The organism is Serratia quinivorans (assembly GCF_946227985.1).
Classification (GTDB): Bacteria; Pseudomonadota; Gammaproteobacteria; order Enterobacterales; family Enterobacteriaceae; genus Serratia; species Serratia quinivorans_A.
In genome coordinates this window covers 864,063-877,553 of sequence record NZ_CAMKGL010000001.1, presented here as the reverse complement: position 1 = coordinate 877,553, position 13,491 = coordinate 864,063, and the positions used below count along the sequence as shown (strand labels likewise).

The window sequence follows — 13,491 nt, the reverse complement described above, 5'->3', positions numbered from 1 at the left end:
ATCCCTTAAATAACCGGCTGAATGGAGGCACCGCGACCAATCGCATAATAGGTAAAGCCACGGCTTTCCAGGCGCTCAGGATCAAACAGGTTACGACCATCAAAGATCACCGGTTGCTTTAACGAACCTTTAATCACGTCGAAATCCGGTGCGCGGAAATTCTGCCATTCGGTACAGATAACCAGCGCGTCAGCACCCTGCAGCGCCGCTTCTTTGGTACCGACCAGCTTAAGATCGTCACGCTGACCGTAGATGCGCTGCACTTCGTTCATGGCTTCAGGGTCGTACGCCTGAACCGTAGCGCCCGCTTCCCACAGTTGCTCCATCAACACTCGGCTGGACGCTTCACGCATGTCGTCGGTATTTGGCTTGAATGCCAGCCCCCACAGCGCAAAGGTTTTACCTTTCAGATCTTCACCAAAGTGATGCTTGATAAACTTGGTCAACTTATATTTTTGCTGATAGTTAACCTGTTCTACGGCTTGCAACAGTTTTGGCTGGTAGCCGATATGCTCAGCCGTGCGGATCAGAGCCTGTACGTCTTTCGGGAAACAGGAGCCACCATAGCCGCAGCCTGGGTAGATAAAGTGATAGCCGATACGAGAATCAGAACCAATACCCTGACGCACTTTCTCAATGTCCGCACCCAGCATTTCGGCCAGATTAGACATTTCATTCATAAAGCTGATTTTGGTCGCCAGCATACAGTTGGCAGCATACTTGGTCAGTTCAGCACTACGAATATCCATCATGATCATGCGATCGTGATTGCGGTTGAACGGCTCATACAGCTCGCGAATAGGCTCAATCACATCTTTGTTATCGGTACCGATAACGATGCGTTCAGGACGCATACAGTCTGCTACAGCCGCGCCTTCCTTCAGGAACTCGGGGTTGGAAACCACATCGAAAGGAATCTGGCTGCCGCGTTTACGCAGCGTTTCTTCCATAACCTGACGGACTTTGTCTGCGGTGCCGACCGGCACGGTAGATTTATCGATCACCACTTTACGATCGGTCATGTGTTCTGCAATGGTACGGGCCACGGCAGTCACATACTTCAGGTCGGCAGAGCCGTCTTCATCCGGTGGCGTCCCCACGGCAATGAACTGAATGGCACCATGTTCAACCCCGGCTTTAGCGTCGGTGGTGAACTGCAGGCGACCCGCTTCATAGTTTTGCTGTACCAACGGCGTCAGGCCTGGCTCAAAAATAGGGATATTCCCTTTCTTCAGGTTTTCGACTTTACGCTCGTCTATATCAATACACATAACGTCGTGGCCGACTTCAGCCAACACCGCAGCCTGCACCAGGCCAACATAGCCAATACCAAAAACTGTTACTTTCATGGGAAAATCCTAGTTTTTCAAATTAAGACGAAAGATGAATAAATTATTTTTTATCAGCGGCCAATAACTGCTTCAACCACTGAGTGAACTCTTGGCCCAGCCCAGCATGGCGCATGCCATATTCGACAAATGCCTGCATATAACCCAGCTTGTTGCCGCAATCATGGCTGATCCCTTTCAGGTGATACGCCTCTACCGCCTCTTGCTGCATCAGCATTTCAATGCTGTCGGTCAGCTGGATTTCACCACCCGCACCCGGAGGGGTTTTCGACAGCAGCGGCCAGATATCGGCGGAGAGCACATAACGGCCAACAATGGCCAGGTTGGAAGGGGCTTCATCCGGCGAAGGTTTCTCTACCACACTGACCATCGGGGCGCTTTCGCCCGGCTGCAGCTGATACCCTTTGCAGTCGGCCACGCCATAGTTGCCAACATCTTTATGCGGCACAGGTTCAACCATAATCTGGCTGATACCGGTTTGTTCAAAGCGCTGCAGCATTTCGTGCAGATTGTCTTTTTTCAGATCGGCGCTGTACTCATCGAGGATCACGTCCGGCAAAATCACCGCCACCGGTTCGTCACCCACCAGTGGATAAGCACACATGATCGCGTGCCCCAGCCCTTTAGCCACCCCCTGACGCACCTGCATTACGGTAACGCCCTTGGGACAGATAGACTGCACTTCATCGAGCAACTGGCGTTTAACGCGCTTTTCCAGCATCGCTTCCAATTCAAAACTGGTATCGAAATGGTTTTCGATCGAATTCTTGGAGGAATGGGTAACCAACACAATTTCGTTAATCCCTGCCGCAATACACTCATTAACAACGTATTGGATCAAGGGTTTGTCGACCAGCGGCAGCATTTCTTTTGGAATGGCTTTTGTCGCCGGTAGCATCCGTGTTCCCAAGCCTGCAACCGGGATCACCGCCTTTCTGACTTTACGATTTACAGCAGGCATTATTTCCTCTCTTAATAGCGCTCAGTTTATGAGCTTCATCCGCCATACAAAAACCCTCGGAGTATACCAGCTTATGACTGACTGGCATTAACCGCAGCACAAATAGAAAAACTTTAGGAAAATTACCCAATGGACTAACCGAGGTAAAAATAAGCATCTCAAATATATTAATTTCAAATACTATTTTGACCAGGGCGGATTATTCAGCACTGAGCATCAAGCGTAGCCTGCCACCCGAGCCCCAAACCTGACATTGCCAGGCAGCACAGTGCTGGCTGATTTGATTCATGTACGTCGCACCTAACGTTCCCAGTGGCACACCGTTGCTCAGTTGAATTTGATTATCACCGGTATTTACATTGGCATGCAGGCCGGCGGAGACCAGGATCAGGTTTTTATATTCGGTGTGATAATAACCGACCAGCAGTGGAAATTGCCCTTCCAGCTTGCCTTGTCGTAATAATTGATTAACCTGCTTTAACAATGTGCTCATTTGCGGCAGCCGATGACGCTGATTAGCTAAATGGTCTTGCAACAATCCATTAAATAATGCGCGCAGCAGCAGTGCCGCCAATACGCCATTATCTCCTGCGCGGGTCACATCCAGACAATAGAACGCCAGGTCCTTATCCGACAGTGCCGCAATATCCAACACCAATCCCGGGTTCTCGCTGGTGGTTAATTGCCGATAATTAATCCGGCAATGAGCCACGGTTTGCTGAACCGGTGGTTGTAACTGCTTGAGCAACTTCACCGCTTCGGAAGGATTTTTACTCAGCGCATCCCAGTCCTGGAACAGTTCCACTTCCTCAATGGCCGGCGACGTGAACATATTGGGATACAGACACCCCAACACCGCTTCACGGAGACGATTAAGGTCGGTCACCGGTTTTAACAACACGTCCTGAACGCCTAACCGCAACATCTTGGCGATATCCGCCATTTTATCGGTAGCCGAAATCACCAACACCGGAGTTTGCACACCTTGCAGCCGCAGATGTTCGACAAACTCAATCCCATCCATTTCCGGCATCGCCAGATCGCACAGGATTAAATCGGGATGAACGTCATCCACCAGACTCAACGCCTGCAAACCATTGGGAGCCTCGCTGGTTTCCGCTCCCAGCGATTTCAAATAGCCAACAAGCACGGAACGAAAAACCAGCTCGTCCTCAACGACCAAAATGCGCTTGTGAGTCAATGGTAGTGCCATCAGCCGAGCCTCTTCCCTTTTCATAGTGTAATAGTGGCTCAAAAAGACCTTTTATGCCTGTCGGAAATTGCTCCCATCGCAGGTTATGTAGTCAAGAACCGTAAATTATTTGTTTTTTATCAAGGGCAACAGTTTATCCAGCTGTTTTTCAACCGCCAGTCTGCCGGCTTCAATCGCCTCTTCGGCGCGATGGAAATCCAACGTTGAAATCTGCGGACAATAGGGTTGGATCAACACATCCGGCGGATCGCCCGCCATGCGGTTGCGTTTCAATCTATTTTCCAGCACCTGAATAGAGGTTCCCATAATTTCCATCGCCGTTGGCGTGAAATTAGGTTTTCTGGTGGTCATTTTGCTGATGCGTTCCCTTAATCGTCCTCGCCAGTTACGGGCAGGGAGATCTTTTGTCGCGTCCATATCTGGACTGCGTACCGAGAACAAGTCCTGCTGCATCAGATGGGCATCATGTTGCAAGTCAACGGCGATAACAATGTCGGCCCCCAGCGCCCGGGTCAAGGAGATAGGTACCGGATTCACCACTGCACCGTCCACCAGCCAATAACCGTCAAACCACACCGGCGCCAACAGGCCAGGCATGCTGCATGACGCGCGCACCGCTTGATGAATGTCACCTTCGGTCAGCCACAGTTCCCGTCCGGTACTCAGATTGGTCGCCACGGCACCAAACTTCAATGAACACTCGGCGATATCATCGATCTTCAACAACTGCCCTACCGCATTAAACACCCGTTCACCACGCAACAATCCACCACGTTGCCAGGATAAATCCATCAAACGGATCACATCCCAATAGCTGAATGAACGCACCCAGGTTTCCATGGCCGGCAGACGGTGACTGGCAAAAGCAGCCCCTACCAATGCGCCAACCGAACAACCGGCTACTATATCGACTTCAACACCCAACTTCTTTAGTGCATTGATCACGCCAATATGTGCCCAGCCTTTAGCCGACCCTGCGCCCAATGCCAATCCAACCTTAATTTTTCGCATAGTCATCGCCCTTTTTCGCTGAATTGTTTCGCCCCTAACGTCAGCGTAGATTGTCAGGGTTGAATGATGTTAGGTAACATATGCGCTAAATCACTTTCGGCATCGGCCCGTTCATTTCGTTCCGGCCATTTGAGGAGTCACCTTGCCCGAATTATGCCCCTGCGGTAACGGACTGGAGTATAGCGCATGCTGCGAACCCTACGTCAACGGCACTCAAACGCCGGCAACACCCGGACAATTAATGCGTTCGCGCTTTAGCGCGTACGTAAAACACAACGTGGATTATCTGATTGCTACCTGGCATCCCGACTGTCATGCATCGGAATGGCGCAACGCGATCGTCGACAGTTTCAAGAATACCGAATGGCTGGGTCTGACGGTGGTTGAAGAAAAACAGGGCCATGAGACCGGGGAAGGGTTTGTCGAGTTCATTGCCCGATTCGTCGATGGCAACACCGGTGAGCACCAGGCGATGCACGAGCGTTCACGCTTCCTTCAACTTGACCAACGCTGGTATTATATTGACGGAACCAAACCCCAACCCGGCAGAAATGCAATTTGTCCCTGCGGCTCAGGGAAAAAATATAAAAAATGCTGCGGACGCTAGCCGAGGCTCAAGGTAACCAAAAGACTTCAAGCGGCTCACCATCGAGTCGCCGCTTGAAGATATAGATGATAAAAACTCTCGCCTGCAAAGACAGGACGTTCAGTATCAGACAGGATCCTCACTCCCATGCCACACCAAAATGTACAAAGAAAAGTTTTGCGCACCATTTGTCCGGATGCCAAAGGCCTGATCGCCAAGATCACCAATATTTGCTACAAACATGAACTCAACATTGTTCAGAACAATGAGTTCGTTGATCACCGCACCGGCCGCTTCTTTATGCGTACCGAACTGGAAGGCATTTTTAACGACACTACATTGCTGGCGGATCTCGACAGTGCACTGCCGGTGGGTTCGGTCCGTGAACTGCATAACTCCGGCCGGCGTCGTATTGTGGTGTTGGTGACCAAAGAAGCGCATTGCCTGGGCGACTTGCTGATGAAAAGCGCTTACGGCGGTCTGGATGTGGAGATTGCGGCGGTTATCGGTAACCACGATACGCTGCAAACGCTGGTGGAGCGTTTCGATATCCCGTTCCACCTCGTCAGCCATGAAGGCCTGACACGCGATCAACACGATCAGAAAATGATGGCCCAGATCGATCAGTATCAGCCAGATTACGTGGTGCTGGCCAAATACATGCGCGTCCTAACGCCAGCATTCGTACAGCACTATCCAAACCAGGTGATCAATATCCACCACTCATTCCTGCCTGCCTTTATCGGTGCACGCCCTTACCATCAGGCATACGAGCGCGGGGTAAAAATCATCGGCGCTACTGCTCATTACGTTAACGATAATCTGGACGAAGGCCCAATCATCATGCAGGACGTGATTCATGTTGATCACACCTATTCGGCTGAAGATATGATGCGTGCCGGACGAGACGTAGAGAAAAATGCGCTCAGCCGCGCACTGTACCATGTGTTGGCGCAGCGGGTATTTGTCTACGGCAACCGGACGGTTATCCTGTAATTGCTCAAGAAAGCGGTGCCTTTCGTTCAGGGATGCGCCGCCACGAGTAAAAAATCGGCAAACGATTCATTTTCTGCATTTCAATGCTTTACACGCCCGTTTCATTTGATATGATGCGCCCCGCTTACCGAGACAGACGTTTCGCAAGCAAGGCCAGTGGTGGGGTTCCCGAGCGGCCAAAGGGAGCAGACTGTAAATCTGCCGTCACAGACTTCGAAGGTTCGAATCCTTCCCCCACCACCATCTTCTCTCTGTTGATGAGAGCACAGCGAAAGCTGAAGCTACATAAAACACTGAGGGAGAGGATGAGAAGCTTCGATAAGGTTCGAGCCGAGCGCAGCGAGACAACGCGCTTCAGCGCGGTAATCCTTCAGACGAAGCACCACAGGAATCTAGCCGATCTCCTGTTAAAAATAAGTAAAACCATGAATACCATGGTGGGGTTCCCGAGCGGCCAAAGGGAGCAGACTGTAAATCTGCCGTCACAGACTTCGAAGGTTCGAATCCTTCCCCCACCACCATCCTTATATATTCCCCAGAATCAAATCAAACCTGACAGTATCCATATCGCTCCTTACGGGGAGGGATAAGAAGCTTCGACAAGGTTCGAGTCTCACGCAGTGAGACAACGCGCTTCAGCGCGGCCCGGAGGGTGAGTCGCATTGCGACGAATAATCCTTCCCCCACCACCATCTTTATCTACTCCCCAGAATCAAATCAAACCTGACAGCATCCATATCGCTCCTTACGGGGAGGGATAAGAAGCTTCGACAAGGTTCGAGTCTCACCCAGTGAGACAACGCGCTTCAGCGCGGCCCGAAGGGTGAGTCGCACTGCGACGAATAATCCTTCCCCCACCACCATCCTTATATACTCCCCAGAATCAAATCAAACCTGACAGCATTCCATCACTCTCTCCGTTCATCATTTATCAATTCCCTTAACCATTCAGCGCATCCTCAACTTGAACTCCGGTCAACAATTCGCTATACCACTGACTTCTTTAATGCAGTAAGGAAGAAAGTGCATGCGTAACAATATCTGCGTTTTTTGTGGTGCCAGCGAAGGCGTTAATCCTGCTTATGCCGAGAATGCGCGGCAATTAGGTCAAACGCTTGCCGCTCAGGGCCGACGCCTAATCTATGGCGGCGGCAAAAAAGGATTGATGGGCATTGTGGCTGATGCCGTGCTTGCCGCCGGTGGTGAGGCCGTGGGCATTATTCCTGAACGGCTGGTAGAAGCAGAAACCGCACACCGTGGCCTGACCGAACTGGAAGTGGTTCCGGACATGCACACCCGTAAGGCGCGCATGGCAGCTCTCGCAGACGGTTTTATTGCCCTGCCCGGCGGCATAGGTACCCTGGAGGAACTGTTTGAAATCTGGACCTGGGGCCAGATCGGCTATCACAGTAAACCGGTTGGCCTGCTGGACGTGAACGGGTTCTATCGTCCGCTAAACAGTTTCCTGCAGCACGTGGCCGATCAGGGCTTTATGCGCCATGACTATCTGGGCACCATGCACATCAGTGAGTCAGCGCAAACCCTGCTGCAGCAATTTGACGACTATCAGCCCAAGACTTACGACCGCTGGGCAAAATAATTCTGCTTGCCGCCGGCGGCCTGATGCCGCTGGCCTGCGTTACATTTCTGGTCAAACTCTGCTACTATCTCAACACATTTTTCTTGTAAAAACGGCACCGCTCATGAAGTTTGTCTCTTTTAATATCAATGGACTGCGTGCGCGTCCGCACCAACTGGCCGCGATCATCGAACAGCACCAACCCGACGTGATCGGCCTGCAGGAAACAAAAGTTCACGATGACATGTTCCCGCTGGAAGAAGTCAGCCAGCATGGCTATCACGTGTTCTATCACGGCCAAAAAGGTCATTATGGCGTGGCGTTGCTAACCAAAGAAAAGCCGCTTGCCGTGCGCCGTGGTTTCCCTACCGATGATGAAGACGCACAGCGGCGCATCATCATGGCCGATCTGGCTACGCCGCAAGGCACGCTGACGGTAATCAATGGCTACTTCCCGCAGGGTGAAAGCCGTGACCATCCGATCAAATTCCCCGCCAAGACTCGCTTCTATCAGGATTTGCAAAACTATCTGGAGCAGCAAATGTCGGTGGACTCACCGGTACTGGTGATGGGTGACGTGAATATCAGCCCAAGCGATTACGATATCGGCATCGGCGAGGAAAGCCGTAAACGCTGGCTGCGTACCGGTAAGTGCTCCTTCCTGCCGGAGGAGCGCGAATGGATGGATCGCCTGATGAACTGGGGCCTGGTCGATACCTACCGCCAGGCTAACCCGGAACGTAACGATCAATTCTCGTGGTTCGACTACCGTTCACGCGGTTTCGATGAAAACCGGGGTCTGCGTATCGATCTGCTGCTGGCCAGCACGCCATTGGCCGCACGCTGCACCGCCACCGGCATCGATTATCAGATCCGCGGGATGGAAAAACCGTCGGATCACGCGCCAGTCTGGGCGGAATTCTCGCTGTAATTGACCCAACCCCGGCCATTGCCGGGGTTTCGCTATGTGGTACCTATGAAAATTATCGATGTCGTCGCCGCCATCATTGAAAGAAATGGCAAAATTCTTTTGGCGCAGCGTAATGCTGACAGCGATCAGGCAGGGCTGTGGGAGTTTCCTGGCGGCAAGGTTGAGGCAGGCGAGAGCCAGCCACAGGCACTGACGCGTGAACTGGACGAAGAGTTGGGAATTGTGGCCAATGTTGGCCGCTATGTCGCCAGCAACCAGTGGCAGCAAAGTGAGCGCATCATCCGGCTCCATGCCTGGCAGGTTGAAACCTTCAGCGGCGATTTACAAAACCGCTGTCATTCAGATTTTGTCTGGTTGGCGCCGGAACAGGCATTTGACTATCCCCTGGCTCCGGCGGACGTGCCGCTATTAACCGCCTATATTAGCGCACTGCAGGCAGAATCCTGAGTTACAGCGTCACTTCTTCAGGCGCACCCAGATTAACGGATTAGTCCCCACCACGTTGGGGTCGCGTACGCACTGCAACGCTTCCCCTTCCACCTTGAGTACCGCCCCTTCAGAATAGTTTTGATCCTGATAGATGCAGCAGCGACTGCAAGGTTGTGCCGCGGGTTGAGCCGCGGCGTTTTTTGCCGCCCCCCAGATCTCCGGCGACACGGGCACCACCACATCGACATCGCCACGGTTGGCCATCGCCGTGGAGCAAATCAGCAGTGCGCTACCGGCCAGCAACAGTAAGCCGTGATTCATTCGCTTTTCTCCCGCGCCTTACCGGCGCTTTTCTTGCGTTTTTTCGCCCCGCCAGAAGGCGATGGCGGTAACCCGCGAAATGCCATACTCGCCCGGCTCTGCTTGGCCTGGTAGATCAGTTCCTGCAAAGTGCCTACCAGAGGTTGCATAAAGTCCTGATAGCGGCAGGATTTCTCACTGATTTGCGTCAGCGTGGCCTCCCAATTGGCGGTCATATCAGGACGGGCGGCAATATCCGGCAGCGAATGGATCAACGCCCGGCCGGTTTCACTGGAGTGGATATAGCGCCCTTTCTTATACAAAAACGCCCGCTTGAACAGCAACTCAATGATGCCCGCGCGCGTGGCCTCGGTCCCTAAACCATCGGTCGCTCGCAGGATTTTCTTTAGCGCTTTATCCTGAACGAAACGTGCAATCCCGGTCATGGCGGAAAGCAGGCTGGCATCGGTAAACGGACGTGGCGGTTGGGTCTGGCGTTCAACCACCTCACCACGTTCACAAAGTAGCTCGTCATCCTTCGCCACGACCGGCAACGGAGCGCCTTCATTTTCTTCATCACGCTCTTTACTGCCAAGCAGCGTTCGCCATCCTGCCTCAGCAAGAAAACGCGCCTTGGCGATAAATTTTCCGCCGGCAATATCCAGCTCAATCACGCATTTGCGGAACATGGCATCCGGGCAGAACTGCATCAGGTACTGCCGTGCAACCAAGCCATAAACATTCAGTTCATCCTGGCTGAGGCTGACTTTACTGGCGCGGGCGGTAGGAATAATGGCGTGGTGAGCATCCACCTTCTTGTCGTCCCAGCACCGGTTACGACGATCGCTGTCGATCACCGGCTGCGGATAGAGATCCGGCTGATGAACGCTGATCGCGTTCAACACCGAATGCCGGCCGGCAAAGTGCTCTTCCGGCAGGTAGCGGCAGTCGGAACGCGGATAAGTAATCAATTTATGGGTTTCATACAACCGCTGGCACACGTCCAGCACCTGCTGCGCGCTCAGGTTAAAACGCTTGGAAGCCTCAATCTGTAAGGTTGACAGTGAAAACGGCAAGGGTGCGGTATCTGATTCCCGTTTATCATTATAAGACGTGACCAGCGCCGGCTGGCCCTCGATGCGCTTGAGCACGTGTTCTGCCAACGAACGGTGCAGCAAGCGCCCTTCTTCGTCCTGATAAGGTTCACAGGAGTCACTCGGTTGCCACAGGGCGACAAAACGCTCGTCTTTGGGCGTTACGATGTGCGCTTTAACCTCGAAGAAGTCCTTCGAGACAAAGTTTTCAATATCTTCGTCACGTCTAACTACCAACCCCAATACCGGCGTTTGCACCCGTCCCACCGACAACACGCCATCATAACCGGCATTACGCCCCAAAATGGTGTAGGCACGGGTCATGTTGATGCCATACAGCCAGTCGGCGCGGGAGCGCGCCAGGGCGGAGACACAAAGTGGGATAAAGTCGCGATTGTCACGCAGCCTTTCGATAGCGCGTTCCACCGCCTGCGGGTTGAGATCGTTGATCAGGCAACGACGGACGCTGTGGCGTTTTTCCGGCGATAGCGCCAGATAGTCCAGCACCTCGTCCACCAACAATTGCCCCTCCCTGTCCGGGTCACCGGCATGCACCACCTCATCGGCCTCGTGCAGCAGCTTTTTGATGGCATTAAGCTGTTTGCTGACCGAAGGCCGTGGCTGCAACTGCCACTTTTCAGGGATGATCGGCAAGTCCGCCAGCGACCAGCGCGCATAACGGCTGTCGTAGGCATCCGGCTGCGCCTGTTCTAACAAGTGCCCCACACACCAGGTCACCACATCATTGTTACCGCAGGCGATAAACCCGTCGCCGCGGCGATGCGGCTTGGGAAGTACGTCGGCAATGGCGCGCGCCAAACTCGGTTTCTCGGCAATAAACAGTCGCATTATTCACCGTTATTCTGGCTGTACGTCATCAGGAATTCTCTTACTTCAGCATAATTCCCGCGGAACACAATCCGCTGGGATTTCTTTTCCAATTGGTAGTGATACATCGGATCGTAGTAGTGCTGCAACAACGGCACCAGCCACTGCTGATGCGCGTCACTATTTCCACTGGCCTGCTGATACTGCAGTGCCCGTTCCAGGTGTTGCGTCAGCAGTTGGAAACGCTCCAGGCCCAGACGCCGGCGAATGGCAAACAGGCCCTGATGCAGATATTCATCGTACTTCTGCCAGCCAAGCTGCGCGCCGTAGGCCTGTTCAAACTCAATACGCATCCGATCGATATATTCTTGTTGCAGCCGTGCCAGACGCACCTCAAAAGGATCGTCTATCACCGCCACCGGTGCCTGCTGCATGCGGTTGAAGATCGGTAATGGCAGATTGTTGCTGCCGATAATGCGCCCTTCATCTTCCAGCACCCAGCGGCGGCAGCCACCATGCTGTTTTTTCAGCAATAACACAGCCAGACGATTCTCAAAATCAATCTGGCCGCTTTGACTCACCAGCGTTCGACCAAAAGATGACCCGCGGTGGTGCGCCGCACCTTCCAGATCAACGCCGTCGCTCAACGCATTGACCAACAGCGTTTTACCGCTGCCGGTATTGCCGCCGATCAGCACCATCGGCAGTTCGGCGCACTGCTCCAGCGCGGTAAGCAAAAAATTACGCAGGGCCTTGTAACCGCCGGTGATACGCGGATAGGTAACGCCGGCCTCACGCAGCCACTGTTGCACCAGTTGCGAACGCAAACCGCCGCGGAAGCAGTAAATATAGCCTTCCGGCCATTGAGCACATTGCGCCAGCCAGGCAGCCGTACGTTGCTCTCGAAGCCTGCCATTAACCAGGCTGTGGCCCAGTGCAATCGCTGCCTGCTGCCCCTGCTGTTTGTAACAGGTGCCAACCGCCTGCCGTTCATCGTCATTCATCAGCGGCAGATTGATGGCATTGGCGAAAGCCCCCTGCTGAAACTCAACCGGCGCACGCACGTCAATCAGCGGGATATCCTGCAAAAAAATACGGCGATAGTCCTGGCTGTCTTCCCGTTCCCTGGTGGCTGACACTAGACAACCTCAATCAACGGCTTGCCCGGCACGACCGCATGCAGTTCACCGATAGCCTGGAGTTGAATGCCGTGGCGCTCGGCAATCGCCTGCACCCGCTGCTCCGCCTCAGGCAGTACCGCCAGCAGCAAGCCGCCGGAGGTCTGCGGATCGCACAACAATTGGCGCTGCAGGTCGGTCATCTCGCCGACCAGATGGCCGTAACTGTCAAAGTTGCGCCCGGTACCGCCGGGTACGCAGCCTTCGGCAATATAACGCTCGATGTCAGGCAGTTTAGGCACCTGATCAAACCATACCGTCGCCTGTAATCCTGAACCCTGGCAAACCTCGCTCAGATGGCCCAGCAGACCGAAGCCGGTGACATCGGTCATCGCCGTCACGCCTGCGACTTCGGCAAAATCCGTGCCCGGTTTGTTCAGTTGACACATCACTTCGGTCGCCAGGCCTTCATGCTCTGGCAACAGCTTGCTTTTTTTCTCGGCGGTGGTCAGCACGCCAATGCCCAACGGCTTGGTCAAGTACAGTTTGGCTCCGGCCTGCGCCGCGCTGTTTTTCTTCACCCGCTCGGTATTGACGATGCCGGTCACTGCCAGGCCAAAAATAGGTTCCGGCGCATCGATAGAATGGCCCCCCGCCAGGGCGATGCCCGCCTGCTGACAGGCATAACGCCCGCCGTCGATCACCTGTTGCGCCACTTCCGCCGGCAGCGTGGCAATCGGCCAGCCCAGAATGGCAATCGCCATGATCGGTTTACCGCCCATGGCATACACGTCGCTGATGGCATTGGTGGCGGCGATGCGACCGAAATCGAACGGGTTATCGACGATCGGCATAAAGAAGTCGGTGGTGCTGATAATGCCCACGCCGTTGCCGATGTCATACACCGCCGCATCGTCACGGGTTTCATTACCTACCAGCAAGCGCGGATCGACAAATTTCTCCCGCTCGCTGTGCAGAATAGTTTCGAGAACTTTCGGTGAGATTTTACAACCGCAGCCTGCGCCATGGCTGTACTGGGTTAAACGGATCGCTGGCGATGTCATATACCACTCCCTTCGGTTAACGGCATTCAAGA

At 53.6% G+C, this 13,491-nt stretch carries 13 protein-coding genes, 2 tRNA genes and 2 other RNA genes; 9 read left to right on the top strand and 8 right to left on the bottom strand.

Annotated features, from left to right (window positions below; translation table 11 throughout):
- Nucleotides 1-5: 5 nt before the first annotated feature.
- The 4 genes from OCH02_RS04175 to rssA form a co-directional block, all read right to left on the bottom strand.
- Nucleotides 6-1,349, bottom strand: a complete 1,344-nt coding sequence (locus OCH02_RS04175) for a UDP-glucose dehydrogenase family protein (RefSeq protein ID WP_261430016.1) — start codon at nucleotides 1,347-1,349, stop codon at nucleotides 6-8.
- 43 nt (nucleotides 1,350-1,392) lie between these two features.
- Nucleotides 1,393-2,310 (bottom strand): UTP--glucose-1-phosphate uridylyltransferase GalU, encoded by a 918-nt coding sequence (galU, locus tag OCH02_RS04170; protein ID WP_261430014.1) that lies wholly within the window; start codon nucleotides 2,308-2,310, stop codon nucleotides 1,393-1,395.
- A gap of 199 nt (nucleotides 2,311-2,509) precedes the next feature.
- Nucleotides 2,510-3,523, bottom strand: a complete 1,014-nt coding sequence (gene rssB / locus OCH02_RS04165) for a two-component system response regulator RssB (RefSeq protein WP_261430013.1) — start codon at nucleotides 3,521-3,523, stop codon at nucleotides 2,510-2,512.
- Nucleotides 3,524-3,628: 105 nt separating this feature from the next.
- Entirely contained in the window at nucleotides 3,629-4,534 is a 906-nt protein-coding gene (gene rssA / locus OCH02_RS04160; protein WP_261430012.1) for a patatin-like phospholipase RssA, read from the bottom strand.
- 142 nt (nucleotides 4,535-4,676) lie between these two features.
- On the opposite strand from rssA, the gene OCH02_RS04155 reads away from it, so the two are divergent.
- The 9 genes from OCH02_RS04155 (at nucleotide 4,677) to OCH02_RS04115 (ending at nucleotide 9,073) form a co-directional block, all read left to right on the top strand.
- Nucleotides 4,677-5,141 carry a YchJ family protein gene (locus OCH02_RS04155; protein WP_261430009.1) on the top strand — a complete coding sequence of 155 codons (465 nt, stop codon included), beginning with the start codon at nucleotides 4,677-4,679 and terminating at the stop codon, nucleotides 5,139-5,141.
- Between the two features lie 126 nt (nucleotides 5,142-5,267).
- Nucleotides 5,268-6,116 carry a formyltetrahydrofolate deformylase gene (gene purU, locus OCH02_RS04150; protein ID WP_012145438.1) on the top strand — a complete coding sequence of 283 codons (849 nt, stop codon included), beginning with the start codon at nucleotides 5,268-5,270 and terminating at the stop codon, nucleotides 6,114-6,116.
- Nucleotides 6,117-6,274: 158 nt separating this feature from the next.
- Nucleotides 6,275-6,359, top strand: a tRNA-Tyr gene (locus OCH02_RS04145).
- Nucleotides 6,360-6,552: 193 nt separating this feature from the next.
- A tRNA-Tyr gene (locus OCH02_RS04140) sits at nucleotides 6,553-6,637 on the top strand.
- A gap of 44 nt (nucleotides 6,638-6,681) precedes the next feature.
- Nucleotides 6,682-6,808, top strand: a non-coding RNA gene (locus OCH02_RS04135) — RtT sRNA.
- Between the two features lie 44 nt (nucleotides 6,809-6,852).
- Nucleotides 6,853-6,979, top strand: a non-coding RNA gene (locus tag OCH02_RS04130) — RtT sRNA.
- Between the two features lie 164 nt (nucleotides 6,980-7,143).
- Nucleotides 7,144-7,716 carry a TIGR00730 family Rossman fold protein gene (locus OCH02_RS04125; RefSeq protein WP_012145439.1) on the top strand — a complete coding sequence of 191 codons (573 nt, stop codon included), beginning with the start codon at nucleotides 7,144-7,146 and terminating at the stop codon, nucleotides 7,714-7,716.
- A 103-nt stretch (nucleotides 7,717-7,819) separates the two neighbouring features.
- On the top strand, nucleotides 7,820-8,626 hold the full coding sequence (xthA, locus tag OCH02_RS04120; RefSeq protein WP_261430008.1) for an exodeoxyribonuclease III: 807 nt from the start codon (nucleotides 7,820-7,822) through the stop codon (nucleotides 8,624-8,626).
- Nucleotides 8,627-8,671: 45 nt separating this feature from the next.
- Nucleotides 8,672-9,073 (top strand): pyrimidine (deoxy)nucleoside triphosphate diphosphatase, encoded by a 402-nt coding sequence (locus OCH02_RS04115; RefSeq protein ID WP_261430007.1) that lies wholly within the window; start codon nucleotides 8,672-8,674, stop codon nucleotides 9,071-9,073.
- Between the two features lie 9 nt (nucleotides 9,074-9,082).
- Here OCH02_RS04115 and OCH02_RS04110 read toward each other — a convergent pair whose 3' ends face one another.
- From OCH02_RS04110 to selD, 4 genes are read right to left on the bottom strand one after another with little or no spacing between them, the layout of a single operon-like run.
- Nucleotides 9,083-9,376: a YnjH family protein gene (locus OCH02_RS04110; RefSeq protein WP_261430006.1), complete on the bottom strand. Its 294-nt coding sequence runs from the start codon at nucleotides 9,374-9,376 to the stop codon at nucleotides 9,083-9,085.
- A complete protein-coding gene (locus tag OCH02_RS04105) occupies nucleotides 9,373-11,298 on the bottom strand; it encodes a DNA topoisomerase III (protein WP_167796653.1) in 1,926 nt (641 codons plus the stop codon). The genes OCH02_RS04110 and OCH02_RS04105 overlap by 4 nt, the downstream gene beginning before the upstream one ends.
- The gene (mnmH, locus tag OCH02_RS04100) at nucleotides 11,298-12,416 is read right to left on the bottom strand and encodes a tRNA 2-selenouridine(34) synthase MnmH (protein ID WP_261430005.1); all 1,119 of its coding nucleotides are present in this window, start codon (nucleotides 12,414-12,416) and stop codon (nucleotides 11,298-11,300) included. Before mnmH ends, OCH02_RS04105 begins: the two co-directional genes overlap by 1 nt.
- The gene (gene selD / locus OCH02_RS04095) at nucleotides 12,416-13,459 is read right to left on the bottom strand and encodes a selenide, water dikinase SelD (RefSeq protein WP_261430004.1); all 1,044 of its coding nucleotides are present in this window, start codon (nucleotides 13,457-13,459) and stop codon (nucleotides 12,416-12,418) included. The genes mnmH and selD overlap by 1 nt, the downstream gene beginning before the upstream one ends.
- Nucleotides 13,460-13,491 lie beyond the last annotated feature (32 nt).

What these genes read in the sequence shown, in the direction of transcription:
- OCH02_RS04105 (WP_167796653.1), bottom strand. Translation starts at nt 11,298, where the DNA reads ATGCGACTGTTTATTGCCGAGAAACCGAGTTTGGCGCGCGCCATTGCC.
- OCH02_RS04175 (WP_261430016.1), bottom strand. Translation starts at nt 1,349, where the DNA reads ATGAAAGTAACAGTTTTTGGTATTGGCTATGTTGGCCTGGTGCAGGCT.
- OCH02_RS04110 (WP_261430006.1), bottom strand. Translation starts at nt 9,376, where the DNA reads ATGAATCACGGCTTACTGTTGCTGGCCGGTAGCGCACTGCTGATTTGC.
- xthA (WP_261430008.1), top strand. Translation starts at nt 7,820, where the DNA reads ATGAAGTTTGTCTCTTTTAATATCAATGGACTGCGTGCGCGTCCGCAC.
- OCH02_RS04125 (WP_012145439.1), top strand. Translation starts at nt 7,144, where the DNA reads ATGCGTAACAATATCTGCGTTTTTTGTGGTGCCAGCGAAGGCGTTAAT.
- rssB (WP_261430013.1), bottom strand. Translation starts at nt 3,523, where the DNA reads ATGGCACTACCATTGACTCACAAGCGCATTTTGGTCGTTGAGGACGAG.
- rssA (WP_261430012.1), bottom strand. Translation starts at nt 4,534, where the DNA reads ATGCGAAAAATTAAGGTTGGATTGGCATTGGGCGCAGGGTCGGCTAAA.
- galU (WP_261430014.1), bottom strand. Translation starts at nt 2,310, where the DNA reads ATGCCTGCTGTAAATCGTAAAGTCAGAAAGGCGGTGATCCCGGTTGCA.
- OCH02_RS04115 (WP_261430007.1), top strand. Translation starts at nt 8,672, where the DNA reads ATGAAAATTATCGATGTCGTCGCCGCCATCATTGAAAGAAATGGCAAA.
- purU (WP_012145438.1), top strand. Translation starts at nt 5,268, where the DNA reads ATGCCACACCAAAATGTACAAAGAAAAGTTTTGCGCACCATTTGTCCG.
- selD (WP_261430004.1), bottom strand. Translation starts at nt 13,459, where the DNA reads ATGACATCGCCAGCGATCCGTTTAACCCAGTACAGCCATGGCGCAGGC.